This is a genomic window from Mesorhizobium sp. WSM4844, from assembly GCF_055811775.1.
Window position 1 is genome coordinate 175477 of sequence record NZ_JBVVQB010000001.1, and the last position, 25478, is coordinate 200954.

At 62.4% G+C, this 25478-nt stretch carries 22 protein-coding genes and 1 pseudogene; 19 read left to right on the forward strand and 4 right to left on the reverse strand.

Translation table 11 applies throughout. The features are described from left to right. Positions 1-150: 150 nt before the first annotated feature. The 8 genes from AC0L2A_RS00805 to AC0L2A_RS00840 are packed head-to-tail and all read left to right on the forward strand — an operon-like array spanning position 151 to position 10431. The gene (locus tag AC0L2A_RS00805) at positions 151-1692 is read left to right on the forward strand and encodes a sugar ABC transporter ATP-binding protein (RefSeq protein WP_473607146.1); all 1542 of its coding nucleotides are present in this window, start codon (positions 151-153) and stop codon (positions 1690-1692) included. Between the two features lie 19 nt (positions 1693-1711). Continuing rightward, complete coding sequence (locus AC0L2A_RS00810) at positions 1712-2701, forward strand: ABC transporter permease (protein ID WP_473607147.1); 990 nt, start codon at positions 1712-1714, stop codon at positions 2699-2701. 28 nt (positions 2702-2729) lie between these two features. Then, positions 2730-3710 carry a sugar-binding transcriptional regulator gene (locus AC0L2A_RS00815; protein WP_128167893.1) on the forward strand — a complete coding sequence of 327 codons (981 nt, stop codon included), beginning with the start codon at positions 2730-2732 and terminating at the stop codon, positions 3708-3710. Further along, complete coding sequence (locus tag AC0L2A_RS00820; RefSeq protein WP_473607148.1) at positions 3707-4702, forward strand: aldo/keto reductase; 996 nt, start codon at positions 3707-3709, stop codon at positions 4700-4702. The genes AC0L2A_RS00815 and AC0L2A_RS00820 overlap by 4 nt, the downstream gene beginning before the upstream one ends. 18 nt (positions 4703-4720) lie before the next feature. After that, complete coding sequence (locus AC0L2A_RS00825) at positions 4721-6457, forward strand: glycerol-3-phosphate dehydrogenase/oxidase (RefSeq protein WP_473607149.1); 1737 nt, start codon at positions 4721-4723, stop codon at positions 6455-6457. Beyond that, positions 6430-7272 carry a class I fructose-bisphosphate aldolase gene (locus AC0L2A_RS00830; RefSeq protein WP_473607150.1) on the forward strand — a complete coding sequence of 281 codons (843 nt, stop codon included), beginning with the start codon at positions 6430-6432 and terminating at the stop codon, positions 7270-7272. Before AC0L2A_RS00825 ends, AC0L2A_RS00830 begins: the two co-directional genes overlap by 28 nt. A 25-nt stretch (positions 7273-7297) precedes the next feature. Beyond that, positions 7298-8812: an FGGY-family carbohydrate kinase gene (locus AC0L2A_RS00835; protein ID WP_473607151.1), complete on the forward strand. Its 1515-nt coding sequence runs from the start codon at positions 7298-7300 to the stop codon at positions 8810-8812. Next, positions 8776-10431 (forward strand): GMC family oxidoreductase, encoded by a 1656-nt coding sequence (locus AC0L2A_RS00840; RefSeq protein WP_473607152.1) that lies wholly within the window; start codon positions 8776-8778, stop codon positions 10429-10431. The genes AC0L2A_RS00835 and AC0L2A_RS00840 overlap by 37 nt, the downstream gene beginning before the upstream one ends. 114 nt (positions 10432-10545) lie before the next feature. On the opposite strand, the gene AC0L2A_RS00845 is transcribed toward AC0L2A_RS00840, so the two are convergent. From AC0L2A_RS00845 to AC0L2A_RS00855, 3 genes are all read right to left on the reverse strand, one after another. Continuing rightward, complete coding sequence (locus AC0L2A_RS00845) at positions 10546-11859, reverse strand: type II toxin-antitoxin system HipA family toxin (RefSeq protein WP_473607153.1); 1314 nt, start codon at positions 11857-11859, stop codon at positions 10546-10548. Then, positions 11859-12113 carry a helix-turn-helix domain-containing protein gene (locus AC0L2A_RS00850; protein WP_091589911.1) on the reverse strand — a complete coding sequence of 85 codons (255 nt, stop codon included), beginning with the start codon at positions 12111-12113 and terminating at the stop codon, positions 11859-11861. The genes AC0L2A_RS00845 and AC0L2A_RS00850 overlap by 1 nt, the downstream gene beginning before the upstream one ends. Before the next feature lie 247 nt (positions 12114-12360). Then, on the reverse strand, positions 12361-13149 hold the full coding sequence (locus AC0L2A_RS00855; protein WP_473607154.1) for a class I SAM-dependent methyltransferase: 789 nt from the start codon (positions 13147-13149) through the stop codon (positions 12361-12363). 113 nt (positions 13150-13262) lie between these two features. Here AC0L2A_RS00855 and AC0L2A_RS00860 point away from each other — a divergent pair, with 113 nt between their 5' ends. The 4 genes from AC0L2A_RS00860 to AC0L2A_RS00875 all read left to right on the forward strand — a co-directional run bounded on the left by AC0L2A_RS00860 (position 13263) and on the right by AC0L2A_RS00875 (position 16994). Next, positions 13263-14393 (forward strand): ABC transporter substrate-binding protein, encoded by a 1131-nt coding sequence (locus AC0L2A_RS00860; RefSeq protein ID WP_473607155.1) that lies wholly within the window; start codon positions 13263-13265, stop codon positions 14391-14393. Next, positions 14383-15450: a FecCD family ABC transporter permease gene (locus tag AC0L2A_RS00865; protein WP_473607156.1), complete on the forward strand. Its 1068-nt coding sequence runs from the start codon at positions 14383-14385 to the stop codon at positions 15448-15450. Before AC0L2A_RS00860 ends, AC0L2A_RS00865 begins: the two co-directional genes overlap by 11 nt. After that, a complete protein-coding gene (locus AC0L2A_RS00870; protein WP_287341641.1) occupies positions 15444-16229 on the forward strand; it encodes an ABC transporter ATP-binding protein in 786 nt (261 codons plus the stop codon). The genes AC0L2A_RS00865 and AC0L2A_RS00870 overlap by 7 nt, the downstream gene beginning before the upstream one ends. Positions 16230-16739: 510 nt before the next feature. Then, a complete protein-coding gene (locus tag AC0L2A_RS00875) occupies positions 16740-16994 on the forward strand; it encodes a hypothetical protein (protein ID WP_473607157.1) in 255 nt (84 codons plus the stop codon). A gap of 135 nt (positions 16995-17129) precedes the next feature. Here AC0L2A_RS00875 and AC0L2A_RS00880 read toward each other — a convergent pair whose 3' ends face one another. Beyond that, positions 17130-18074: a lipid kinase gene (locus tag AC0L2A_RS00880; RefSeq protein ID WP_473607310.1), complete on the reverse strand. Its 945-nt coding sequence runs from the start codon at positions 18072-18074 to the stop codon at positions 17130-17132. Between the two features lie 152 nt (positions 18075-18226). Between AC0L2A_RS00880 and AC0L2A_RS00885 the strand changes: the two genes are divergently transcribed. From AC0L2A_RS00885 to AC0L2A_RS00915, 7 genes and pseudogenes are all read left to right on the forward strand, one after another. Next, positions 18227-18460 carry an AbrB/MazE/SpoVT family DNA-binding domain-containing protein gene (locus tag AC0L2A_RS00885; protein ID WP_027156398.1) on the forward strand — a complete coding sequence of 78 codons (234 nt, stop codon included), beginning with the start codon at positions 18227-18229 and terminating at the stop codon, positions 18458-18460. Then, a pseudogene (locus AC0L2A_RS00890) lies at positions 18457-18612 on the forward strand (DNA-binding protein); the annotation flags it as partial. The gene AC0L2A_RS00885 and the pseudogene AC0L2A_RS00890, both read left to right, overlap by 4 nt. 160 nt (positions 18613-18772) lie before the next feature. After that, positions 18773-19855 carry a P-loop NTPase family protein gene (locus AC0L2A_RS00895; RefSeq protein ID WP_473607158.1) on the forward strand — a complete coding sequence of 361 codons (1083 nt, stop codon included), beginning with the start codon at positions 18773-18775 and terminating at the stop codon, positions 19853-19855. Beyond that, positions 19834-21411 carry an ABC transporter transmembrane domain-containing protein gene (locus tag AC0L2A_RS00900; RefSeq protein ID WP_473607159.1) on the forward strand — a complete coding sequence of 526 codons (1578 nt, stop codon included), beginning with the start codon at positions 19834-19836 and terminating at the stop codon, positions 21409-21411. Before AC0L2A_RS00895 ends, AC0L2A_RS00900 begins: the two co-directional genes overlap by 22 nt. A gap of 291 nt (positions 21412-21702) precedes the next feature. After that, positions 21703-23547: a TRAP transporter large permease subunit gene (locus AC0L2A_RS00905; protein ID WP_473607311.1), complete on the forward strand. Its 1845-nt coding sequence runs from the start codon at positions 21703-21705 to the stop codon at positions 23545-23547. A 29-nt stretch (positions 23548-23576) separates the two neighbouring features. Beyond that, positions 23577-24593 carry a TRAP transporter substrate-binding protein gene (locus AC0L2A_RS00910; protein WP_473607160.1) on the forward strand — a complete coding sequence of 339 codons (1017 nt, stop codon included), beginning with the start codon at positions 23577-23579 and terminating at the stop codon, positions 24591-24593. A gap of 80 nt (positions 24594-24673) precedes the next feature. Further along, positions 24674-25477 carry an SDR family NAD(P)-dependent oxidoreductase gene (locus AC0L2A_RS00915; RefSeq protein WP_473607312.1) on the forward strand — a complete coding sequence of 268 codons (804 nt, stop codon included), beginning with the start codon at positions 24674-24676 and terminating at the stop codon, positions 25475-25477. The last annotated feature ends 1 nt before the right edge of the window (position 25478 follow it).

Consider the following 25478-nt stretch of genomic DNA (forward strand, 5'->3'; position numbering starts at 1 on the left):
CGCCTCAGCCGCGGGGGCGCACTATTTGTGTGTTTTTCGCCTGCCGCGCGTGGGGTGGGGGGGTTGGGTGTGGGGGGGGGGGGGGGGGGGGGGGCCGCCCCCCCCTCGACCCGGGCCATATCATCAATTTCAACGCTGAAGGGGGACGGAGTGACTGCCGCCGCCATTCTTGAAATCCGCGACATCTCGAAATCGTTCGGCGCCATCAAAGCGCTGACCGGGGTCGATTTCACGCTGCAGCGCGGCGAAATTCATGCGCTGTGCGGCGAGAACGGTGCGGGCAAGTCCACGCTGATGAATATCATCGCCGGCATTGTGCAACCCGACGAAGGCGCCATTCGTCTCGAAGGCAAGAACGTCACCATCACATCGCCATCCGCCGCGCAGCGGCTTGGCATAGGCCTCGTCCATCAGGAAATCGCGCTCTGCCAGGATGCCACGGTGGCCGAGAATATCCTCATGGCGGCCGTCAACAATCGGCGCGCGCCGCTGATGAATTTTCGCCGGCTCTACGCCGATGCGCAGAAGATAATGGACCTGCTGGCACCGATCCCGGTCGAGACGCCAGTCGCCGATCTTTCTATTTCCAACCAGCAACTTGTGGAAATCGCCAAGGCGCTGACACTCGAATGCCGGGTGCTGATGCTCGACGAGCCGACGGCCGCGCTGACCGAGACCGAGGCGCAGCGCCTTTTCGCAATCGTCCGCGATCTCAAGGCGCGCGGAATTTCAATCATCTACATCAGCCATCGCATGGCGGAGATCTTCAGCCTGTGCGACCGCGTCACGGTGTTTCGTGACGGCAGATACGTAGCGACCGATTCTATCGCTTCGGTCACTCCCAATGATGTCGTGCGCAAGATGGTCGGGCGCGAAATCACGCAGCTCTATCCGCAAAAGCTCTCGCCTGAACGGCGTACCGACCGCCCTGTGCTGTCGGTCGAAAATCTCTCCTATCGGCAGGGTTCCGCTGGCGTCAGTTTCACGCTTCGAGCAGGCGAAATTCTTGGCGTTGGCGGGTTGATTGGCGCCGGTCGCAGCGAGATGGTCCAGACCGTTTGCGGCTTGCGCCCGAAAGTGTCGGGATCGGTCGAACTCAATGGCGAGCCGGTCAGCATCAGGACCTACAGCGATGCGGTGCGCGCAGGCCTCGTCTACCTCTCGGAGGACCGCAAGGCGTCGGGCCTGTTCCTCGACCTGTCGGTTGCATCCAATATCTCCGCGCTCGACCTTCGGAAGCTGACCACGCCGCTTGGGCTTCTCGATCGCCGCGCCGAGGCAAAGCAAGCCACCGACCTGGTCGTGCGCCACGGTGTGCGCATGGGCGGCATCGAGACACAGGTGTCGACGCTCAGCGGTGGCAACCAGCAGAAAGTCGCCATCGCCAGGCTTCTGTCGGTCGGCCCCAAAGTGGTCATTCTGGACGAACCCACACGCGGGGTCGATGTCGGCGCCAAAGTGGAAATTCATCGCCTGCTGCGCGATCTCGCCGAGCGGGGCGTCGGCGTCATCGTGATTTCATCCGAGCTTCCGGAATTGATCGGACTGAGCGACCGGGTGCTTGTCATACACGAAGGTGCCATCGTCGGCGAACTGGGGGCTGACGAATTGACCGAAGAGGCAATCATGCTGCTGGCTTCGGGTCTCCGGCAGCAACGATCAAACGCAAGGCAGGTTCAGAATGTCGCTTAGACAGACCGGAGGAACCCTCATGGACGCTGAAGTCAAGGCGAGCGCCCCCGGGCTTGGCGGGCGCAACTGGCTGCGTCTTGGGTCGATGCGCGAGGCGGGGCTGATCGCTATCATGCTGGCGCTGTGCATCGCCATGACATTCGCTTCGCCGCATTTCCTGACTTGGGGAAATTTCCGCGCCATGCTGATGAGCTTCTCCATTGAAGGCATCGTCGTGGTCGGCATGACGATACTCCTCATTGTCGGCGGCATCGACCTTTCCGTCGGGTCGGTGGTCTGCTTCTCCATGGTCGTGTCAGGCGCTCTGTTCCTGATGGGTCTGGACCCGTGGACCGCGAGCCTCATCGGCATAGGCGCCAGCGCGCTGATCGGCGCGGTGATGGGCTTCTTCGTGACCGTTATCGGGCTCAATCACTTCATCACATCGCTGGCGGCGATGGTGATCGTGCGCGGTCTCTGTCTTGTCATCACCAAGGGAACCCCGCTGTCGCTGTTCACCCTGCCGCCCGGGTTCAAGGCGATCGGCCAGGGCAGCTTCGGCAATGTGCCTTATGTCATCGTCATCTTTGTTGTGGTCGTGGCCATATTCGATTTTCTGCTTCGGCGTGCCACGGCCTTCCGCAAGGTCTTTTATACCGGCAGCAACGAGAAGGCGGCCCAATTTTCAGGCATCAAGACCAAGCAGGTCAAATTCTGGGTCACGGTTCTCTGCTCCACCCTCGCGGGCTTTGCCGGCATCATCTATATGTCACGCTTTGGCGCTGCGACCCCGACCTTCGGCGCTGGCATGGAGCTCAACATCATCGCCGCGGCGGTGATTGGCGGAGCATCGCTCAATGGCGGCTCGGGCACCATCTTCGGCGCCATACTGGGCATGGCGCTGCTCTCGGTCGTCACAAGCTCGCTGATCCTGCTCGACGTTTCCGTCTATTGGCAGGACATGATCAAGGGATGCATCCTGCTCGCGGCGGTATCGATCGACCACTTCCTGCACCGCAGGAAGTCCTGAGCAGCAGCGCGAGAGTTGAGCATCCATCATGTCACCACCCAATTCGCGGGACGACGTCACGATCGTCCGCCAGATGTATCAGGCGCTTGTGCTTCATTACATGGAAGCCAAGACGCAGGCGGAAATCGCCAAGGAGCTCGGCATCTCGCATGCGACCGTCAACCGCCTCATCAAGCGCGGTCATCAACTCGGGCTTGTCGAGATCAAGATCAAGTCGCCGGTCGAGCAACTGATCGACATCGAGGCGCGACTTGTCGCGATCGGTGGACTCCAAAGGGCCGTCGTCGTCCCCTCCGTTTCGGACAATCCGCAGACTGCGCTTCAGCGTGTCGGTGAGGCCGCAGCCAGGCTGGTGCTCGAGACGATCAAGGACGGCGACACGATTTCCATTACCGGGGGCAAGGGGGTGAGTGCCGTCGTCGCCGGCCTCAAGCCGAGCCGCAGCTACGACGTCGAGGTAGTTCCCGCGACCGGCCTGGTCCAGGGCAAGCATTACACCGACGTCAATCATGTCGCGTCTCTGATGGCCGACAAGCTCGGCGGGCGCGCCTATCAGATTCACGCGCCGCTGTTTGCCGACAGCCCGGCCCAACGTGACATGCTGATGGGCGTCCGGGCGGTTTCGGACGTCTTCAACAAGGCGCGCGAAGCAACGCTTGCGGTCGTCGGCATCGGCTCCATCCTGGCCGACGATTCGAGCTACTACGATCTGCACCCATCCTCGAGCGCCGACCGGCTGGCCATCGAGCGCTCGGGCGCGGCGGGCGAACTGCTCGCCCATCTCATAGACGGCGACGGCAAGCTCGCCGACTACAGCCTCAACCGCTCACTGGTCTCGCTGACGCTCGAGGAATTCGCGACCATTCCGCAGTCGATCGGGGTCGCAAGCGGCGCCAGCAAGGTGGTCCCGATCCTCAGTGCCATGCGCGGCTCTCACCTCGACACTCTCGTCACCGACGAAACCACCGGCTTGAAGATCCTCGAGCTCGCCGAAGGAAATGCTGCATGAATACTCGACAAATCACCCGCTCAATCGGCAAGTCCGGCGTTGTAGCTTCGGCGGTGGGCCTAGGCACCTGGGCCATCGGCGGCTGGATGTGGGGTGGCACGGATGAAGCAGAATCGATCGCCGCCATCCAGGCGTCCTTCGATGCCGGCGTTTCGCTGATCGACACCGCGCCGGCTTACGGTCTTGGCCGCAGCGAAGAGATCGTCGGCAAGGCCATCAAGGGCCGGCGCGACCGCGCGGTCATCGCCAGCAAATGCGGCCTCAACTGGCATTCGAAAAAGGGCAACCACTTCTTCGATCAGGATGGAACGCCGGTGAACCGATATCTGGGCGCCGACGGCATCGCTTATGAAGTGGAACAGAGCCTGCGGCGGCTCGGCACCGACTATATCGATCTCTACATCACCCACTGGCAGGACCCGACGACACCCATTGCCGAAACAATGGAAGCGCTCGAACGCCTCAAATCCGCTGGCAAAATCCGCGCCATCGGCGCCAGCAATCTCAATGCTGCCGAGCTGCAGCAGTATGTCGCCGCTGGCCAGCTCGACGCGATCCAGGAAAGATATTCGATGCTGGATCGCGACATCGAGCAGACATTGCTGCCGATCGCGCGCCAGCATCAAGTTGCAGCACTCAGTTATTCGTCGCTTGCACTCGGCCTGCTCTCGGGCGCCATCGATCCGGCGCGTGAGTTCAGCGGCGACGACCAGCGCAAAGACAATCCGCGCTTCTCTCAGGCTAACCGGCGCAAGGTAGCCGCGTTGAAACATGCCCTGGCCCCGGTCGCTGAGATCCACCAGGCAAGCATGGCGCAGATCGTCATCGCCTGGACGCTGGCGCAACCCGGCATCACCTTCGCGTTGTGTGGAGCGCGAAAGGCCACGCAGGCGCTCGACAACGCCAGGGCAGGGGAGATTTTACTGAGCGCGGCGGAACTGGGGACGATCGATGCGGCGGTGGCCGGGCATCTCGTAGCGATAGACGCGTGATCGAAAGCGCGTCCTGAGATGAATCGCATCCAGACGATCGCCGGCTTGCGCGGGAACCCCGATGTTGACGTCCTCGTGATAGGCGGCGGCATCAACGGCATCAGCGTGTTTCGCGAGCTCGCTTTGCAGGGCGTCGATGTCCTGCTCGCCGAAAAGGGCGATTATTGCTGCGGCGCCAGCGCAGCCCTCTCGCGCATGGTTCATGGCGGCTTGCGCTACCTTGAAAACGGCGAGTTCAAGCTGGTCCGCGAATCCCTGCTCGAACGCGATCGGCTATTGAAGAACGCGCCGCATTGCGTTGCGCCATTGCCAACCACAGTGCCTATCTTCGACCTGTTCTCAGGTATCGCAAATGGCGCATTCCGCTTCCTTGGGCTAAGCCGTCGTCCGGGTCGGCGTGGCGCATTGGTCATCAAGACCGGCCTGGCGATGTATGACTTCTTCACCGCCGCACGGCGTATCGTCCCGACGCACAAGTTCAGGAGCCGTGCTGAAACACTCAAGGTCTGGCCTGCAATCAATCCTGCTATCCGCAATTCGGCGACATACTATGACGCCTGGGTCAGCCACCCCGAGCGGCTGGGTACCGAGATGCTGCGCGACACCATGAACGAAAGGCCATCGGCTCGAGCGCTCAACTATGCATGCGTATCGCTCGGTGACGCGGGCCTTGCGCTTAACGACGGACTGTCTGGCGAAACAGTTGCCGTGAAGCCGCGGCTCGTCGTCAACGCCACAGGCGGCTGGATCGACCTGACCAATTCGGCTATCGGAGCCGTTGCGCCCAAGTTTATGGGTGGCACCAAAGGATCGCATCTGATCGTCGATAATCGCGAGCTTCACGACGCGCTCGACGGCCACATGATCTATTACGAGAACGAGGACGGCCGGATCTGCATCCTGTTCCCCTATCTCGGCAATGTGCTGGTCGGCTCGACGGATATCCGTGCCGACGATCCCGACCAAGCGCGCTGCGAGGGCGACGAGCGGCAATACATCCGGCAGTCCGTGTCCTTCGTGTTTCCCGGGATCGAGATCACTGATACCGACATCGTCTTTCAGTTCACCGGGGTGAGGCCGCTACCGATAAGCCGGGATAGTTTTACCGGGCGCATTCCCCGCGATCATTTCTGCGAGCTCATCGAGGGCGCCGGTATGGTGCCGCCGACGCTGTGCATGATCGGCGGGAAATGGACAACCTTCCGGTCGTTCGGCGAACTGGCAGCGGATATCGTGCTCGAGCGATTGTGCCGACAGCGCATCGTCGGCACCGAAAACATGCCGATCGGCGGCGGCCGGCATTTTCCCATGGCCCCCGAAAAATGGTGCGCAGAACGCGCGGCGGCGCATGGCCTGTCGCTTGACCGCATGCGCAGCCTGTTCGAGCGCTACGGCACCGTGGCGGATGCCGTCGCCGCTTTTTTGGCAGCGGGACAGGACGAGCTCTTGCCTGGCAGCCACTACTCGGTCCGGGAGATTCAGTATCTCATCGCCAATGAATATGTCGAGCAGTTGGAGGACCTGCTGCTCCGCCGCACGACAATCGCCATCACCGGTGCTCTCTCTTGCGACCTTCTCGACGCAGTTCTCGATATTCTCGCTGTCGAAAAGAGCTGGGACGCTGCGCGCAAGGCATTCGAGCGCACCGATTTCCTCGCCCTGCTGCAGCGCCAGCACGGCGTCGATCTCGACCAGCTATCGCAAAAAGACCAAGGAAGGAGCGCCGAATGCGCATCAACAAGAAAGTCCGCATGAACCGGCTGTTCGGCGGGGCGCGCTGTCTCGACGTCGCAATCGACCATGGCGTATGCAACGAGCCGTCGTTCCTGGAAGGGCTGGAGGATATGGCTGGCGTCGTCGCCCAGCTGGTCGCCGCGGGGCCGGACGCCATTCAGATGAATTATGGCCAGGCCGATTTGCTGCAGACCCTGCCCGGCAAGGACAAGCCGGCATTGGTCATGCGCATAGACATGGGTAATCCATACAACAAAACCCGCCATCGCTCGATGTGGGCCGTCCTGCAGAACGAAGCCGAGCCGCTGATCGGCGCGCTGGAGATGGACGCGGCCTGCGTGGTCGTCAATTTATTCATGCTGCCCGACGAGCCGGACCTGTTTCGGCAATGCGTCCACAACATTGCCAGGGTTCGCGCCGACTGTGAAAGATATGGCTTGCCACTGATGATCGAGCCTCTGGCAATGCTGCCCAATTCGGAGCGCGGAGGATACATGGTCGACGGCGACCCCGAAAAGATCGTCACCCTGACCCGGCTCGCCAGCGAGATGGGCGCCGACATCATCAAGGCGGATCCGACGACCGATCCGAACGACTTCCACCGGGTGGTGGCTGCGGCACGCTGTCCTGTCCTTGTGCGCGGTGGGGGCAGGGAGGATTTGCGCGCCGTCTTCGACAAGTCGGCGGCGCTGATGGCACAAGGCGCGGCAGGCATGGTCTATGGCCGCAACATATACCAGCATTCCAACCCTCGCGCCGTCGTGAGGGGACTGATGGCGATCATCCATGAGAATGCCGACGGTGCGGCCGCCTGGGAGCTCTACCAGCAACAATAATCTTTGCAGCTTGGGAGGAGCTTCAATGCAGCGATACATTCTTGGTCTTGATGCGGGCAATACCGTCATCAAGGCCATCATCTTCGACACCGCAGGTCGCGAACTCGCACTTGCCGCTCGCGACGGCCGCTCCTGCATGCCAGAGCCCGGCCATGTCGAGCGGGACCTCGGCGAATTGTGGCGCAACGCCGTCGAGGTCATCCGCCAGTGCCTCGACCAGTCGGGCATCGACCCCCGCGAGATCGCGGTGATCGGCTGCGCCGGCCACGGCAACGGGCTCTATGCGCTGGACCGCGGCGGCGACCCGCTGCTCGGCATCCAGTCGCTCGACACGCGCGGCGTCGGCATCGTCAGCGAATGGGCGGCCGCAGGCGTTGGCGACCGGACCTATATCCACTGCCTGCAACGGCCCTGGGCGGCGCAGACGCCGACTCTGCTGGCGTGGCTCAAGCGCCATGATCCGGCACTTTTTGCCAAAATAGGCACCGTCTTCCTGTGCAAGGATTTTATCGTCAACCGCCTCACCGGCGCGCGCTCGACCGAGACCTCGGATATGTCGGGCTGCGGGCTTTTGCACATGCCCGGCCGGCGCTACGAGCGAGAGTTGCTGGCCGCCTATGGTCTCGACGATTGCATGGAACTGCTGCCGAACGTGCTGGAAGCCTCCGCCATCGCCGGCCATGTCACGCGCGATGTCGCCGCTGCCACCGGCCTTCTTGCGGGCACGCCTGTGGTGGCGGGCCTGTTCGACGTCGTCGCCAGCGCCATCGGTTCGGGCGTCACCAGCACCGGCGCCGCCTCGATCATTGCCGGCACCTGGAGCATCAACCAGGTTATCACCCAAGAGCCGATCCGCGATCCGTCTATCTTCATGCTGTCGACCTTCGATCCGCTGCGCTATCTCGCCATCGAATCGAGCGCCACTTCGGCCGCAAATCTCGAGTGGATCGTGCGTGAGTTCTTCGAGCATGCGCCGCCGGCAGGCGCATCGCCATTCGAGATCTGCAGCGAGCTTGTTGCTTCCGTCGATCCCGCGGGAGACATGCCGATCTACCACCCATTCCTTTACGGCTCGCAGCAGAATGGCAAGGCGCGTGCCGGTTTCTACGGCATCGCCGGCTGGCACACGCGGGCTCATATGCTGCGCGCACTGTTCGAGGGCGTCGTCTTCGAGCACCGGCGCCATGTCGAGACGTTGCGTCGAGCGGGAGCCGTTGTCAGCCAGGCGGTTCTTTCGGGCGGCGGCTCGCGCAGCGCCGTTTGGCCGCAGATATTCGCAGATGTGCTGGACGTGCCGGTGACCGTGGCGCGCAGCCGTGAGACAGGTGCGCTGGGAGCTGCGATTGCAGCCGGGACAGGCGTCGGCTTGTTTGCCGACTTCTCTGCGGGCGCCGCCGCGATGACCGCGCCCGACCGCTGCTACCAGCCCAATTGCGCGATCGCACCGGTCTATGAGCGGCGCTATCGTCTCTATGGTGAGATCAACAAGGCCATGGGTCCGCTATGGGACAGGATGGCAAGCGAACGGACGTCCAATTGACACAGACCGCTGCCGATTTTGGACAGTACGACTTCATCATCGTCGGCGCGGGTTCAGCCGGCTGCGTGCTGGCCAACAGACTGTCGGCCAATCCAGGCATGCGCGTGCTGCTTCTGGAAGCCGGCGGCAGCGATCGCTATCATTGGGTCAACATTCCCATCGGCTATCTCTACTGCATGGGCAACCCGCGCACCGATTGGCTGATGAAGACCGAGCCGGAGCCCGGGCTGAACGGTCGTGCGCTCAACTATCCGCGCGGCAAGCTTCTGGGCGGCTGCTCGTCGATCAACGGCATGATCTACATGCGTGGCCAGGCGGCCGACTATGATGGCTGGCGGCAAGCCGGGAATCTCGGTTGGGGCTGGGATGACGTGCTTCCGTATTTCCGCAAGTCCGAGGACCATTTTGGTGGCGCCAACGACCTTCACGGCGCCGGTGGCGAATGGCGCGTCGAGCGCCAGCGCCTGTCGTGGCCAATCCTGGATGCCTTCCGCGATGCTGCCGAGGAACTCGGCATCCCCCGGACCGAGGATTTCAACGGCGGGACCATCGAAGGGTCGGGCTATTTCGAGGTCAACCAGAGGAAAGGCGTGCGCTGGAATACCTCGAAGGCGTTCCTGCGCAGCGTCCTGCGACGGCCGAATTTGCGCGTCGTCACCGGCGCCGAGGCCGAGACGCTGGATTTCGACGGGGCTTGCGTCACCGGCGTCGTCTTCCGCATGGGCGGCCAACTGCATCGTGCACGGGCAGGCGAGACGATCCTTGCCGCCGGCGCGATCAATTCGCCGAAGCTGCTCGAGCTTTCCGGCGTCGGCCGACCCGACGTGCTTGGCGCAGCAGGAATCCCGGTTCGCCACGCGCTGGAAGGCGTCGGCGAGAACTTGCAGGATCATCTGCAGATCCGCACGGTCTTCAAGGTCGCCAACGCCTCGACGCTAAACCAGCGCTACCACAATATGTTCAGCCTTGCGGCCATGGGCGTCGAATATGCTATCCGTCGCAGCGGACCGCTGTCGATGGCGCCGAGCCAGCTTGGTATCTTCGCCAGGAGCGACCCACGCCTGGAGACGCCAGATCTCGAATACCATGTCCAGCCGTTGAGCACTGACCGGCTGGGCGAGCCGCTGCATCGCTTCCCCGCGGTCACGGTTTCGGTCTGCAATCTCAGACCGGAAAGCCGCGGCACCGTCCACATGGAGGCGTCCGATCCGCAGGCGGCTCCGAAGATCCGGCCGAACTATTTGTCTACCGAGGGAGACAGGACCGTGGCTGTGGCATCGCTCCGCCACGTCCGCCGCTTGATGAAGGCGCGCGCCATTGCCCGTTACGCGCCTGAGGAAATGCTGCCCGGCGCACATTATGAGAGCGACGAAGAACTCGTCCGCAAGGCCGGCGATATCGGCACGACGATTTTCCACCCGGTCGGCACCTGCAAGATGGGCGCAGGCTCGACGGCAGTGGTCGACGGCCGGCTGCGGGTGCACGGCATTTCTGGCCTGCGCGTCGTCGACGCTTCGATCATGCCGACGATCGTTTCCGGCAACACCAACTCTCCAGTGGTGATGATCGCGGAGAAGGCATCGGAAATGATCCTGCAGGACGCCAGCCACGAAAAATAACACTCGGTGGCGCATCTGAGCTGACGCGACCGGCCTGTCGTGCCTCCTGTGAGGCGACAGAAGGCTTCAGCCGAAGCAGGCTGGTAGGAAGGTCGGTCCTGCCAACGCATGGCGTCAGGATTTCACATCGGCGAGAAGGCGGGCTCTGTCGGCAATGGCGGTCACCACCGATTTGACGAGCGGGTCCGGGAAGCTTTTGGGGAGTTTGTCGACAACCGCTGCGGCCGCGCGTTCTGCATTTGCCGCCAGATCGTCGCATAACGACAGCATTGCCGGTTTTCCAACGCCGGCAAGGTCGGCCGTCTGCAGGAAATGGCGCGGTACAACTTCGTGCAAGGCGTAGTGGTTGCTCTTGCCGACAGACATTGCGAGCTTGAATTTCTTTCGTGGGATTTGGTGCAAATCCAGGCTCGGCTGTGCGCTCAACACATCATAGAGGGGCGCCATGCGGTAGCCACCGCCGGGCGACAGAAAAATGCTGAAGTTCTTGGCGTGTCCGTCCGTTGCACCCAGCAGCCAGAAAATTATGCTGGCCCGCATAAATGTCAGGATATCAGCGTCTGGCGTATCGCTGCCTTTGAGCAGGTTGATGATCTCGCGCATGCCCGGCCCACCTTCTGATTGGTATTTTCTGGTCGGCGGCACGGAGAGGGCCTGACAGCAATCCTCCTGCGGCTGGCGCAGCAAGCGTTCGTCTCTTGTCCAGATGCGGTCGAAGCGCTCGACGATCAACGTTCGCCGTTTACCGAAATCAGCGATCTCGACGCGGGCGACGGGAACGCCCATTCCCTCCACCAGCTTGAGGCACAGATATTCGTTTTCGACGCTGTTCGACAGGTCGATGCCGTTCGGCAGGCGGCCGATCTGCGGTTTGAGAATATGGGTGGTGGCTGTCGTGCCGATCGGTTTGAACCATTGACCGTCTTTGCGCAGCAGCGCCGTTTTCTCCTGGACGCCGGCAATCGAGATACGGAAATCTTCGTCTTCGCCCATGCCGAGCGGAGTGGAAGCGAGATTTTTGACGATGTCGGCGATCTCGGCGTCGGTCACCGGCTTGCCGTTGACTTCTCCGGCGAGGCCGGCATCGACGCCGTCCGGCAGGAACTGGAGTGCGCCGACGCAGTCATGGCCAAGTGCGGCTAGCATGCTGTAGGCATCGGTACCGGCTGCGCCGACTCTTTCAGCAACGCGCTTGCGGATATCGCTGCTGTCCGGAAGCAAGTTGTCGAAGACGTTGATGACCGGCTCGCCGATGTAGCGGTCCTCCCGCAGCGGCAGCGATAGAGATACAGGGAAGGTGCCGCGGAATGCCAGCCACTCGTCGGCATATTTGAAATCGACCGCGCCTGTCGCCTCACGCCGCATGACGCCGACAAGGCGGCCGTTCAGGAAAACGTTGAGCGGAGCGTGGGCGCGCGGGCGTCCCATCAGAACAGGTCCTCGATGTCGGCGGCGCTGCCCTTGGTGCGTGGTCGGATGACGAGTTCCAAGTCGAGCGCCGAGAGCGCAGCCATCAGCGTCCGCAGCTGGACCGCGGGCTCTCCGGCTTCGAGGCGTGACACTGTCCCCTGGCGCAGGTGAATGCGATCACCCAGTCCGCCTTGGGTAAGGCCGGCCTGTTTGCGGACGCGGCGTAAAATGGCGCCGAGTTGTTTTTCTGTTCGGGCGATTTGCTCGGTCATGGAGCACCTCCAATAAACAATATACGCGAAGACGTATAGATCGGCAATATACGTGATTGCGTATATTTCGATTTTATACGCATCCTCGACTAAAAGAAAAAAAGGCGCGAACGCGTATAATGGATCGACTTTGGTGGCGCGTCGGACATCGTCGTCGAGCGCGGCACCGCTCCGTTCGCGGGGAGAGCGACGGCGGCGGTGGCAGTTAAGGTGGCATGGAACGACCGATGCGGCAACGCCGAGTCGTTTACTGCGGCTTTGTCGCGCAGATCGCGAAGCGATGTTGAGTAGCGCGTTCGAGCGCCTTGGGCCAACTCATCCGTCGAGCCTGGGCGCGATGGATCGCGCCCAGTTTCCAGTCCACGACCGGCTGCTCGAACCCGGCTTCGGCCAGCAGGCGAACTATCTCTTCCGCCCGTGCTCCGCCTGAGAAATAGACACGGGCAAGAATGTTCTGGTGACGTCTGGCCATGGCGGCGCCGTCATCGTCCGAGACCTGGGACTTGCCGGCCGTGAGCTTCTCCCAAAGTTCCCGCATACGCGTCGCCCAGTTGCGGCTGACAAAATCGCCGTCGATGACCAGCAGCCTGCCGCCGGGCTTCAGCAGCGAGAACCATTCGGCAAAGGCCGCCTTCGGATCCAGCAGCGTCCAGACCAGGTGACGGGTGACGATGACATCGTAGCTCGCCCTGTCCTCGAGCGTCCGTTCGGCATCCCTCACGATGAAGCGGATATCGGCGCCGCGTTTTTGTGCCTTGGCGCGCGCCTTGGCAAGCATGGCTTCCGACCAGTCGAGGCCTGTCACCACAAAGCCCAGATCGTGCATCAGATGCGAAATGACGCCAGTCCCGCAAGCGAGATCCAGAGACGCCCGCCCGGCGCCTGGCCCAATGTGCCTAGTTATGACCGCGTGCCAGGCGGCACGCTCCTGCTCGGAAAAAATCTCGTGGCCGACCTGCAGGTCGAATGTCTCGGCGCGGTCGGACCAATAGTCCCGAATCTCGTCGCGCAGCGAATAGTTTGCGTGAGCCGTCATTGCCCGAAACGCACTCCCCAAAGCGGCTACATTGGAATTGCTCTAAAAGAAAATTCTTGATTATACAATTCATGTTTCTTAAGCGGGGCCGGCAACTGAATTGCGAGAGCCCAATGATTTTGAAATCGATATTTGCGGCCGCGGTCGCGCTCGCGGCCTTGGTGCCGCTTACCCCAGGCGCGCGCGCCGAGACCGTCACCGACATTGCCGGCCGCAAGGTCGAGGTGAAGACGCCGGTCGAGAAGGTCATCCTCGGCGAAGGCCGGCAGATCTACCTGATCGCCGCGCTCGATACCGACAACCCTTTCAAGCGCATCGTTGGCTGGCGCGAGGACTTCTCCCAGGCCGATCCGGACAATTACGCCGTCTATCTGGAAAAATTCCCGTTGATGGCGGCGATACCGACCTTCGGCGGTTTCAAGGACGGCACCTTCGACATCGAGCAGGCCATCGCACTTGACCCGGACGTGATGATCATGAACATCGAGTCCAAGCAGGCAACCGAGGACGCGCAATACATCGAGAAGCTCGCCGCCGTCGGCATTCCGGTGGTCTATGTCGATTTCCGCGAGCAACCCTTCACCAACACCGAGCCGAGCATGCGCCTGATCGGCAAGCTGCTTGGCCAAGAACAGCGGGCCGAGGCGTTCATCGCCTACCGCGCGGCCCAGATCGCGCGCGTCACCGATGTGATCGCAGAGAAGAATCCCAAGCGCCCGACCGTGTTCATCGATCGCGCCGGGGGCTATTCCGATGATTGCTGCATGAGCTTCGGCAACGACAATTTTGGCAAGTTCGTCGACATGGCCGGCGGGGCTAATATCGCGGCCGACCTGATCCCGGGCACGTTTGGCACGCTCAATCCCGAACAGATCATCGCCAGCGATCCCGACCAGGTGATTGTGACGGGCGGCAATTGGGAGGCCTATGTGCCGGGCGGCAAATGGGTCGGCGTCGGTCCCGGCGCCGACGAAGCGGCGGCACTGAAGAAACTCAAGGGCCTGACCGAGCGGCCCGCGCTAACCGGCATCAAGGCGGTGGAGAACGGGCAGGTCCACGCCATCTGGCACCAGTTCTACAACAGCCCCTATCAGTTCGTCGCCATACAGCAGATGGCCAAATGGCTGCATCCCGACCTGTTCGCCGATCTCGACGCCGAGGCCACCTTCAAGGAGTTGCACGAGAAGTTCCTGCCGGTCGGGTACAGGCCTGGCCATTGGGTCTCACTCTCCGATGAGCAGTGAACCGGCCGCACTGTCAGCCAAACAAGGGCGCGGGCTCTACCGCGCCCTTGTCCTGCGCAAGCAGCTGATCCTGGCGGGGCTCGCCCTGGCGCTGCTGCTGAGCCTCTGCATCGACCTCGCGCTCGGGCCCGCAAGCTATAGCCTCGACCAGGTGGTGCTCGGCCTGGTTTCTCCCGGCAGTGTGCCGCTTCAGGTGCGCGTCGTGTTGTGGGACATCCGGCTTCCCATCGCGCTCATGGCAGTAGTCGTCGGCGCAGCACTGTCGGTCGCCGGTGCGCAGATGCAGACCATCCTCAACAATCCGCTCGCCAGCCCGTTCACGCTCGGCATTTCGGCGGCGGCCAGCTTTGGCGCAGCACTCGCGCTCGCCTTCGGCGTCGCGATGATCCCGGCCGCGATCGAATATATCGTGCCGCTGAACGCCTTCGTGGTGGCGATGCTGACCGCGCTCGTCATCCACCTTCTGAGCCTCAAGCGCGGCGTGACGGTCGAAACCATCGTGCTTCTCGGCATCGCGCTCGTATTCACCTTCAATGCGCTGCTGTCGCTCGTCCAGTATCTTTCCTCCGAGCAGGCGCTCGCCGCGGTCGTGTTCTGGACGATGGGAAGCCTCACCAAAGCCACCTGGCCCAAGCTCATCATTACCAGCCTCATCCTACTCGCAACACTTCCGATATTCGTGCGCCGCGCCTGGGCGCTGACGGCGCTGCGGCTAGGCGAAGACAAGGCCGCGAGCTTTGGCGTCAAGGTCGCACGCCTCAGGCTCGAAACCATGATGATGGTGAGCCTCCTTGCTGCCATTCCCGTCGCCTTCGTCGGCACGATCGGCTTCATCGGGCTTGTCGGTCCGCACATCGCCCGCATGCTGATCGGAGAAGATCAGCGCTTCTTCCTGCCCGCCTCGGCGCTTTCGGGGGCGCTCATCCTTTCGGCGAGTTCGGTTGCCAGCAAGTCGCTCGTTCCAGGCACGATCTTCCCGATCGGCATCGTCACCTCGCTTATCGGCATTCCCTTCTTCATCTCGCTGATCCTCTCGAATGTGAGGCGCTCATGGTAACGATCAGGCTCGATGGTCTCGGAGCCTTCCACGGGGCGCGGCTCGTCCTTTCGGATGTTTCAACTCCCATTTTCCGGGGTGGCGAGGTTGTCGCCGTGATCGGACCCAACGCAGCGGGCAAGTCGACGCTGTTCAAGCGCATCGCAGGACTTCTGAAGGGCCCGGGACGCGTCTGCCTCGAGGGCGCGGTCAAGGGGCCGGACGGCATCTGCTATATGCCGCAGGATACGGCAGCCAACGCGGTGCTGACCGTCTATGAATCGATTCTGCTCGCCCGCAAGCAGGGCTCGGCATGGTCGGTCAGCGACGGCGACCTCGCACTCATAGACGGCATCCTGGCCGCGCTCAGCATTTCGGATCTTGCCTTTCGCAACGTCGGAGAATTGAGCGGCGGGCAAAGGCAGGTGGTAAGCATCGCCCAGACCCTGGCTCGCGAACCTGAAATCCTGCTGATGGACGAGCCGACGTCCGCGCTTGACCTGCACCGGCAGGTCGAGGTGCTGACCTTTATGCGCGGGCTTGCGCGCAAGCACGGGATTGCGGTGCTGATCGCAATTCACGACCTCAATCAGGCCCTGCGCTTCGCCGACAAATGCATCGTCATCGCCGAGGGGCGGATGGTCGCCTGCGGCACGCCGGAAGATGTCGTTACGCCGGCGCTATTGCGTGATGTGTACCGCGTCGAGGCGAGGATCGAGCGCTGCTCGCGGGGCATCGGTCATGTCATGGTGGACGGCGTTGCCGCCGAAACGGCAGCGACTGCATCGATAGCAGCTTAGAGCGTCTGTGGTCGAAAGCCAAAAGCCTGGAAAATAGATCAAAATTCTAGCGTAAATAATTGAATTAAAAATATTTTCAGACGCCAAGGCGGTTACTTTGGCGACGAATGGAAGCGTTCGCTTTCGACCGCTGCACGTCCCTCGACGAGCTGCTGTTCTACGAGACATCTTGGGTAGACAGAGGTCGTGAAAACGCGCGATAAGGTTAGCCTGCGCTAGATTCAGAGATGGCCGGGGCACCAGATGATGGCACGCCGAATGTGCAACGCAATGCTTGGCTTCGCGGCGCTTGCCATAACCGCGTGCCAATCGGCTCCTGAAACGCCGCGACCCACTCTCGAACCTGCGTTAGGACCTGGACCCATTCCTGCCCAAACCGCCTCGGATCCTGCCGCTGTTCCTTCCGGCTCGGCAATTATTGATCAATCCGTGGCGGTCACTCCCCCTGCCAAGACCGTCCCGACAAAATATGCTGCTTTTTCGGGCCTATGGGCCGGACGATTGGAGGGGATGTATGACGCCAAACTTGCTGTTCAGACGATTTCTTCCAATGGCAAGGTGACGGTCACCTATGCGTGGGGAACTCTGGGCGACAACCATCCGGGAGAGGCCGCCGGCGTTGGAAGAATTGTGGGGACTGCGTTGAAGCTCGAGCGCCTGCCGAGTGGCGCAGACGTCAGTTTTGTCATGCGGCCCGACAGAACCCTGGCGGGAACCGTCAGGCTTGCCGGTCAGACCTACACGGGCGCGTTCGTCAAGCAATGATCGAAGACATGCCCGGAAGGCTATGTTGCTGTTGCCAGATCAGCCCGCGTCCTTCTTCCAGAGCGCCGACTCCTGATCGAGAGATGACCGCGGGCGATTGGGTTTGTTCGACGCGCGCTTGATTTGATCGCCAGTCTAGCCGCTGTTTGCGCTGACCGCGTCACCGAGCACCTTTGTGCGGGCCTGTATGCGCGCGGCGACAGGCGCGAACACCGAAATTGCCTTTGGGTGGACCTTGAAATGCGCCGGGGTCGAGGTGACGATCTCACCGTCAGTGTTCACCGGCATCGGCCTTTTCGTCTCGATGTCGAACTCGACGCATCTGGCCGTGCGAACCTCGCTCCAGGCGCCGTGCGTGCCGGAGCGGAACGAGCGCAACAAGAGCGCCATCTTCCAGAGATTCGTCATTTCCAGGCTGTAAAGGTCGAGATGGCCGTCATCGATCTCCGCTGTCTCCTCGACGACGTTGCCGCCGCCATAGTGGCGGCCGTTGCCGACCGCTATCTGGTAGGTCTCGACTTCGGTCGTTGCGCCCTTTTCGGTAATCCTTGCTTCAAAGTGGCGGGCCTTGGTCAACACTTTCATGGCCGCCAAGGCATAGCCAAACCTGCCGAAACGCTTCTTCAGCGCCGGATCCAGCCCCTGGGCAAGATCGGTGCTGAGGCCGATGCTCGCGACGTTGAAGAAAGCGTGGCCATTGACGGTCCCGATATCGATCAGACGTCGTCCGCCCTCTACTATCACGTCAGCCGCCTTCCCAAGATCCAACGGTATCTCGAGGGTACGCGCCAGATCGTTCGCCGTCCCCATCGGAATGATGCCCATCGGCAGCCCGCTTTCCATGACCGCGACCGCCGCCGAGGACACCGAGCCATCGCCGCCGCACACGATCACAAGATCGGCCCTATGGCGAAGGCGCACGATGTCGCGTGCTATCTCGGGCAGTGCCTCAAATGTCTCGACGCTGACGCGGAGCCCTCCGGCTTCCAGCCGCTCGACGACCGGTGCGAGAGATTCCTGCCCGCGTCGTGCTTTTGGATTGATGAGTAGAAGTGCGCGTCTGTTCGTAATGTCATTCATGCGGCGTAGATAGGGTGCGTGGCTGCGGATTACGACGTCGACAGGCGCGCCCGGGGAAACAAGCCACAAAATCACGGCTTCGGCAGCCGCTTGTGAGGTTGAAATTCGGTCCACATAATAATACCGAAAATGGGCACTACCAAGGTGCGGACATGACCAACACAGTCACAGCCAAAGGACAGGTGACCATCCCGAAGCCGGTCCGGGACCTGCTCGGAATCGTTCCGGGCAGCAAGGTTGATTTCCGCCGCACCGATGACGGCAATGTGGTGATTGTGCGTAGTGACAAGAAGCAGCCCGCGAGCCGCTTCGCGAAATTGCGCGGCCATGCCGGCAAGGGACTCGACACCGACGCGATCATGGCACTGACGCGTGGCGACGCGTGACGCTGGTCGACACCAACGTTTTGCTCGATCCTGTAACGGACGATGCGAACTGGGCGGATTGGTCGATCGACCGGCTTGAGGCGGCAAGCCTCAATGGGCCGTTGCTGATCAACGATGAGGTCTATGCCGAACTTGCCGTCCGCTATGACCGCACGCCTGTTTCTCGTCCGCTGCTTCGCGCGGCGTGTGCGTAGGCCCCTCGGCTTGGGTCTACGCCATCATGGCGAAAAGAATCGCAACACCGAGAATAATCCTGGTTCGACCGCGTTCTCCCCCAGGTAACAGCGCCCCTTGGTGATCGGAGAGACCACAATGGAAATTCTTGACTGCGAACGCATCGCGAAGGCCAAGCGGGCTTTCACGACCCGCCGAATTCCCACTGAGCGCATGCGGATGTTGCTTGCGCCTCCCGCCGAACCGAAGGCAGGGGACCTGGTGCTCGCGCGGATCGAAGCGCTCGGACACCACAAGTCGGTCGAACTGCCCTCGGGACGCAAGGCGGCACTTGCCGCGACGGACGAAGTCGTCCTGGCCTACGGCAACCGCTACGCCCCTGATCAGTTCGAGGCGATCGTGCCGGCAGATCTCGGACCGTGCCATATGGTGGCGGCAGGCGGAGTGGCATCGCGGGCGTTGGCATGGCACGACAAGACCATGTCTCCGACTGCGATCGTGCCGCTCGGCCTCGTCACCAACTCATGCGGCCGCGTTCTGAACGTTGCAGACTTTGCGGTCGCGCCGCAGCCGGCGCGGCTCACCCAGCCGACAATCGTTGTCTTCGGAACGTCGATGAATTCGGGCAAGACGACAACAGCTGCAAGCCTCGTGCGTGGTTTGACCAGGGCAGGTTTCGCAGTTGGTGCGGCAAAGGTGACCGGAACCGGAGCCGGCAATGATCTCTGGTCGATGATGGATGCCGGAGCATGCGCCGCTCTTGATTTTACTGATGCCGGCTTTGCCACGACCTATCTTGCCCCAATCGATGCCATCGTCGAGGGCGCGCAGCATTTGCTGCATTCTCTTGCCGCCACCGGGGCGGAGATCGCGGTTCTGGAGGTCGCGGATGGGCTATTCCAGTCCGAGACGGCCGCGCTGGCAAAGTCCCCGAAATTCCGCGAGCTGACCGGCGGCGTGCTGTTTGCCGCAGGCGATGCGATGGGGGCGGTGGCGGGCTGCGAAAGGCTGCGCGAGCTTGGATACGACGTGCTCGGGCTCAGCGGGCTCCTGACCTGCTCGCCGCTGGCGCGCCGGGAAGCAGGCGCTGCCAACGTCCCAGTCTATGGCGTCAAGGAACTCACCGATCCGGCGACCGCGGCAAGCATAGTCTCAGGGGTATTGAACCCGCGCCTGATGGTGATCGCTGGAGGTGCACAATGCCTCTACCAGGAATCCTGATCGGCACGCGACTGGTCGCCCTTGCGGTTCTTGTCGCCATCGGCTTTGCCAAGGCCGCCACGTCGCTCGCTCTTGTCGCCATCGTCGGTGCGGCGGTTTCCGGGGAACCGCAGCCGCTCGGGCAGGGCAGGCTGATCGTGGCCAGCCTTTCGCTCGGCATCGCGCTCTTCGCACTCGGGGTGATGCAGCGCCGACAGGGGGCAGCTTTTGCACTGGACTATGTGCGCGAGGTCCGCAGACTGCTGGTCGAGCAACTCTTCGCGTTGCCGCCTGGCGCCGGCCGGACCGGTCTCGGCCTGGTAATGACCCGCCTCGTCACCGACCTCTCCGCCATCAGATCCTGGCTGGCCGACGGCGTGGCTTCCCTCTTTGTTGCGGGTCCTTCCGTCGTTCTCATCGTGGTTGGCGCCTTCTGGCTTGCCCCGGGGGTTGCGCCGCTCCTGCTTTGCGGCGTTCTTGCCTGGTCGATCGTCTGTCTTGTTGCCCTGCCGTTTCTTCACCGGGCCATCCGCGAAAGCCGGCGGAGGCGGGGACGGCTTGCCGGCCGTCTCGGCGACATCGTTGCCGCCCGGGCGGCGTTTGCCCATTTCGGCAAAAGCGGAACGTCCACACGCAAGATCGACCGGATGTCGGAAGCGCTCAACATGTGGCTCGTCCGCCGGGCGGGGTGGTCGGGGGCTGCGCGCGCGTCCAGCGACTTCGTCATGCCCGTGATCGTCGTCATCCTCGTGGCCTATGCGTTTTCGGGCCGCCCGGCGATGCTGGTTGGCGATCTCAGCACGCTATTGCTCCTCGCCGGACTGACGGTTGGCCAGCTTTCCGACCTCGCTCGCGCCGCCGACTATCGGCTTGCCTATGTCGAGTCCCGCCGCCGGATTGCCTCCATCCTGGCAAGGCCGGTGCTTGCGGATCCTGTGAATCCAGTTCCCCTGCCGCGCTCGACGTCAGGCCGGCGGCTGCGCATCGAATTTCATTGCCGAAACGGCACGCCGTCAAAAGTGCTGGATGCCGCGCCCGGCGCCTCGATCCTGCTTGGCGGTGATACGCCTGAAGCACGCAGCGCGCTTTTTTCCAGCATCGCAGGTTTTGAGGAAAACAGCGGCCTGGCGATTTTCCTCGATGACATTCCTGTCGACAAGATTTCGCAGCGCGACCGGCGCCGGGCAATCACCCTTTTGTCGCCGGCGATCCCGTTGGTGCGGGCTACAATGGTCGACAATATAGCCCTGGGAGCGCCCTCAGCGACCCCGCAGGAAGAGATAATCGCCACGGCCTCGCTGTGCGGCCTGGCAGTCGATGGACCGCCAGACAGCGGCCAGAGACTGGAGCCCCCTCAAATCAGTGCCATGCAGGCCGCCCGGATCCGTGCCGCACGAGCGCTGGTTCGATCAGCAGCCGTGCTCCTTATCGACGACATCGATGTCTGCAAGGACCGGGACTTGCTTGCGGCCGTTCTTGCACACGCGCGTGCCGCGCAAACGACAGTGATCGTCTCGTGCGAAGCAGCCACTGTGGGCATGGAATTCGATGATACCTGGCTTCTCGATTGCGAGTGATCGGGAGATTGCCTCGGCGCTGCCACATGCCTTGTTGCAACCACAAATAGTCGCGACTAGCGACATCGATCCACAATATGGATCGCATTTTCGCCGCAAGTCGCTGATATATGGCCGATTGCATGGCAAAAATCGCTTATGCGAAATAACTGGTCCATGATATAGACCTGTATGCGAAAATCTGGAATGAGCGGGAGGAGATCGCTTCGTTCCCGATTTCGGCGTGAGCAGGCGTTGTTGCCTGGTCCGAGCGGAGGAGCTTGAAGCATGGCAGCCGCCAGCAACAACACGATGATCGTCGATACGCCGGCCGAGGTGCTGGATGCGCGGCCAGGGTCGCGGCTGATGTGGCCGGTCGAGGCGGTGGCCTCGATCCTGCTCGTCTTCGTCATCGGTCTGCTGCTCGCCGGCGTCATCTCGCGCTACGTGCTATCGCTGCCGATCGTCTGGATCGATGAGGCCGCCTCCATCTCCTTTCTCTGGCTCGCCATGCTCGGCTCGGCGATCGCCATCGACCGCAACGAGCATCTGCGTCTTACCATCTTCCTCAACCTGATCCCCGAGCGCGGCCGCAACTTCGTGGACGCCCTCGCTTTGCTCGTCGTGGCGACGGTGCTGCTCGCGCTGATCGTGCCGGCAAGCCAGTATGTACAGGAAGAGTGGTACGTCACCTCGGCGGCGCTCAACATTCCGATGAGCTTCCGCGCCTCGGCAATTGTCGCCGGGCTGGCATTGATGTCGGTTATCGCCGTGGGCCACGCGATCCGCGCAGCGACGCTCGCCAACCTGGCCGCCGCTGTCGCAGTGATTGCCGCACTGGCCGTGTTCGGCTGGCTGCTTTCGCCATTGTTCCTCACGCTTGGCTACGCCAACATCGTCATCTTTCTCGTCGGCGTGGTGGCGGTCTGCCTTCTGCTCGGCGTGCCGATCGCTTTCTGTTTCGGCGTCGGCACGATCGCCTTCATCGCCTTCAGCACGCACGTGCCGATGATCGTGCTTGTCGGCCGCATCGACGAGGGGATGTCGAGCCTCATCCTGCTGTCGGTGCCGATCTTCGTTCTGCTCGGTTGTGTGCTCGACGCGACAGGCATGGGCAAGGCGATCGTCGAGTTCATGGCGTCGCTGTTCGGCCATGTGAAGGCCGGCATGTCCTACGTGCTGCTGGGCTCGATGTTCCTCGTCTCGGGCATTTCCGGTTCGAAGGTTTCCGACATGGCGACTGTCGCTCCGGCACTTTTCCCCGAAATGAAGCGTCGCGGCCACAAGCCCAAGGAGATGATCGCGTTGCTCGCAACCGGCGCTGCGATGGCCGATACGGTGCCGCCGTCGATCGTGCTGATTGTGCTCGGCTCGGTCGCCGGCGTTTCGATCGCCGCGCTTTTCACCAGCGGCTTCGTCATCGCCGTGGTTCTGTTGCTCGTCCTTGCGGTGCTCGCTCGCTGGAAGGCTTCGGGCGAAAGCATGGAAGGCGTACATCGCGCTCCGTTCTCGCTCGTCTGGAAGACGCTGCTCGTCTCCGCCCCCGCACTGGTGCTTCCCTTCCTGATCCGCGGCGCCGTCGGCGGCGGCGTCGCCACCGCCACCGAGGTTTCCACAATCGCCGTGCTCTATGCGCTGGTCATCGGCGCCTTGTTTTATGGCGGCATCGGCGCGAAGAAATTCTACGCCATGCTGGTCGAGACGGCGGCGCTGTCCGGCGCCATCCTGCTCATTCTCGGCACCGCCTCGGCAATGGCCTGGGCGCTGACGCAAACCGGCTTCGCCAACCAACTGGCCATCTACATGACCGACCTGCCGGGAGGCTGGTTCTCCTTCATGCTCGTCACCATCGCCGTCTTCATGGTTCTCGGCTGCGTCCTTGAAGGTCTGCCAGCGATCGTTCTGATGGCGCCGATCATGTTTCCGATCGCCGCTCGGCTGGGCATCAACGACGTGCACTATTCGATGGTCGTCGTGACGGCGATGAACATCGGGCTCATGGCCCCGCCTATCGGCATCGGCTTCTACATCGCCTGCAAGATCGGCGACGTCTCGCCCGACGAGGCCATGAGCGCCATCTGGCCCTACCTCGGTGCGTTGCTTGCCGGCCTGTTGCTGATCGCCGCCGTCCCGGCGCTGTCGGTAGCCTATCTCTAGCCACTCGGATTCAACCAGGAGGAAACACGATGACCATCACCCGCCGCAGCTTGATGATTGGCGCAGCCGCATCCATCCCGCTCGTGAGCACCATCCGCTACGCCGGGGCGCAGGCGGCGGAGTTCAACTACAAATACGCCAACAACCTGCCGCTCACCCACCCGATGAACCTGCGCGCGCAGGAATCCGTCGAGAAAATCCGCGAGGAGACCGGCGGCCGCGTCGCCATCCAGATATTCCCCAGCAACCAGCTCGGCGCCGACACCGACATGCTGAGCCAGGTTCGCTCGGGCGGCGTCGAATTCTTCACGCTGTCGCCGCTGATCCTTTCCACGCTCGTCGCCAATGCCTCGATCAGCGGCATCGGCTTTGCCTTCTCGAACTACGACGCGGTGTGGGCGGCGTTGGATGGCGACCTCGGCAAATATGTGCGCGGCGAGATCGAGAAATCGAACCTGGTCGTCATGGAGAAGATCTGGGACAACGGCTTTCGCCAGATCACCAGTTCCGTCGGCCCGATCGAGACGCCCGCGAACCTCGAAGGCTTCAAGATTCGCGTCCCGGTCAGCCCGCTCTGGACCTCGATGTTCACCGCCTTCAAGTCGGCGCCGGCCAGCATCAACTTCGCCGAAGTGTATTCGGCGCTGCAGACGAAGATCGTCGACGGGCAGGAAAACCCGTTCGCCATCATCTCCACGGCCAAGCTCTACGAGGTGCAGCAGTTCTGCTCGGTCACCAACCACATGTGGGACGGCTTCTGGTTCCTCGCCAACAAGCGGGCCTGGGAGGCGATGCCGCAGGACATGCGCGAGATCGTCGCCAGGAACCTCAACGAGGCCGGCGTGAAGGAGCGCGAGGACGTCGCCAAGCTCAATGCCACGCTTGAGCAGGAGCTCGCCGCCAAGGGCATGAAGATCAACCATCCGGATGCGGCCCCGTTCCGGCAGACGCTGAAGGACGCCGGCTTCTACTCCGAGTGGAAGGGCAAGTACGGCGACGAAGCCTGGGCCATCCTGGAAAAGGCTGTTGGCGCCAGCCTGACCTGAGCGCAGGGCAGTTCCCGGGCGGGCAGGGCATGTGGCTCAACCGCCCGATAACAGCCGCGATTTTTGTAAGGAATTCGATGGTGGTCGACCGGCTCAGGGGAAAATCCGCAATCGTCTTTGGCGCCGGGTCGTCCGGACCCGGCTGGGGCAACGGCAAGGCAGCCGCGGTCGCCTTCGCGCGCGAAGGCGCGCGCGTCGCCTGCGTCGATCTCGCTGCGGCGGCCGCCGCTGAAACCGCTGAAATCATCCGCGACGAAGGCAACCAGGCGATCGCGTTGTCGGCCGACGTGACCAATCTGGCCTCAGTCGAACTGGCAGCAGCGGCGGCAATGGAGGCGTTCGGCGCCATCGACATCCTGCACAACAACGTCGGCGTGACCCATATGGGCGGTCCCGTTGAACTCGATGAGGACGCGTTCCAGGCCGCCCTCGATCTCAATATCGGACCGGTCTACCGCACCGCCAAGGCGGTGTTGCCGCATATGCTCAAGGGCGGCGGCGGTGCGATCGTCAATATCTCGTCACTCGCCGCGATACGCTACGTCGGTTATCCTTATTTCGCCTATTATGCGGCCAAGGCCGCGGTGAACCAGGCCACCGTGGCCCTGGCCATGCAATATGCCCGGCAAGGTATTCGCGCCAACTGCGTCATGCCGGGCCTGATCGATACGCCGATGATCTACAAGCAGATTTCCGGCCAGTATGGTTCGGCCGACGAGATGGTGGCCGCCCGCAACGCCATGGTGCCGATGGGGCGGATGGGAACAGCGTGGGACGTCGCTGCGGCGGCCGTGTTTCTTGCCTCCGAGGAAGCGCGTTTCGTCACCGGCGTTTGCCTGCCTGTCGACGGCGGCCAAAGCTGCGCCGTCTGCGAGCTCCGCTGAC

What these genes read in the sequence shown, in the direction of transcription:
- AC0L2A_RS00810 (WP_473607147.1), top strand. Translation starts at nt 1,712, where the DNA reads ATGGACGCTGAAGTCAAGGCGAGCGCCCCCGGGCTTGGCGGGCGCAAC.
- AC0L2A_RS00815 (WP_128167893.1), top strand. Translation starts at nt 2,730, where the DNA reads ATGTCACCACCCAATTCGCGGGACGACGTCACGATCGTCCGCCAGATG.
- AC0L2A_RS00820 (WP_473607148.1), top strand. Translation starts at nt 3,707, where the DNA reads ATGAATACTCGACAAATCACCCGCTCAATCGGCAAGTCCGGCGTTGTA.
- AC0L2A_RS00825 (WP_473607149.1), top strand. Translation starts at nt 4,721, where the DNA reads ATGAATCGCATCCAGACGATCGCCGGCTTGCGCGGGAACCCCGATGTT.
- AC0L2A_RS00830 (WP_473607150.1), top strand. Translation starts at nt 6,430, where the DNA reads ATGCGCATCAACAAGAAAGTCCGCATGAACCGGCTGTTCGGCGGGGCG.
- AC0L2A_RS00835 (WP_473607151.1), top strand. Translation starts at nt 7,298, where the DNA reads ATGCAGCGATACATTCTTGGTCTTGATGCGGGCAATACCGTCATCAAG.
- AC0L2A_RS00840 (WP_473607152.1), top strand. Translation starts at nt 8,776, where the DNA reads ATGGGACAGGATGGCAAGCGAACGGACGTCCAATTGACACAGACCGCT.
- AC0L2A_RS00845 (WP_473607153.1), bottom strand. Translation starts at nt 11,859, where the DNA reads ATGGGACGCCCGCGCGCCCACGCTCCGCTCAACGTTTTCCTGAACGGC.
- AC0L2A_RS00850 (WP_091589911.1), bottom strand. Translation starts at nt 12,113, where the DNA reads ATGACCGAGCAAATCGCCCGAACAGAAAAACAACTCGGCGCCATTTTA.
- AC0L2A_RS00855 (WP_473607154.1), bottom strand. Translation starts at nt 13,149, where the DNA reads ATGACGGCTCACGCAAACTATTCGCTGCGCGACGAGATTCGGGACTAT.
- AC0L2A_RS00860 (WP_473607155.1), top strand. Translation starts at nt 13,263, where the DNA reads ATGATTTTGAAATCGATATTTGCGGCCGCGGTCGCGCTCGCGGCCTTG.
- AC0L2A_RS00865 (WP_473607156.1), top strand. Translation starts at nt 14,383, where the DNA reads ATGAGCAGTGAACCGGCCGCACTGTCAGCCAAACAAGGGCGCGGGCTC.
- AC0L2A_RS00870 (WP_287341641.1), top strand. Translation starts at nt 15,444, where the DNA reads ATGGTAACGATCAGGCTCGATGGTCTCGGAGCCTTCCACGGGGCGCGG.
- AC0L2A_RS00875 (WP_473607157.1), top strand. Translation starts at nt 16,740, where the DNA reads ATGTATGACGCCAAACTTGCTGTTCAGACGATTTCTTCCAATGGCAAG.
- AC0L2A_RS00880 (WP_473607310.1), bottom strand. Translation starts at nt 18,074, where the DNA reads ATGAATGACATTACGAACAGACGCGCACTTCTACTCATCAATCCAAAA.
- AC0L2A_RS00885 (WP_027156398.1), top strand. Translation starts at nt 18,227, where the DNA reads ATGACCAACACAGTCACAGCCAAAGGACAGGTGACCATCCCGAAGCCG.
- AC0L2A_RS00895 (WP_473607158.1), top strand. Translation starts at nt 18,773, where the DNA reads ATGGAAATTCTTGACTGCGAACGCATCGCGAAGGCCAAGCGGGCTTTC.
- AC0L2A_RS00900 (WP_473607159.1), top strand. Translation starts at nt 19,834, where the DNA reads ATGCCTCTACCAGGAATCCTGATCGGCACGCGACTGGTCGCCCTTGCG.
- AC0L2A_RS00905 (WP_473607311.1), top strand. Translation starts at nt 21,703, where the DNA reads ATGATCGTCGATACGCCGGCCGAGGTGCTGGATGCGCGGCCAGGGTCG.
- AC0L2A_RS00910 (WP_473607160.1), top strand. Translation starts at nt 23,577, where the DNA reads ATGACCATCACCCGCCGCAGCTTGATGATTGGCGCAGCCGCATCCATC.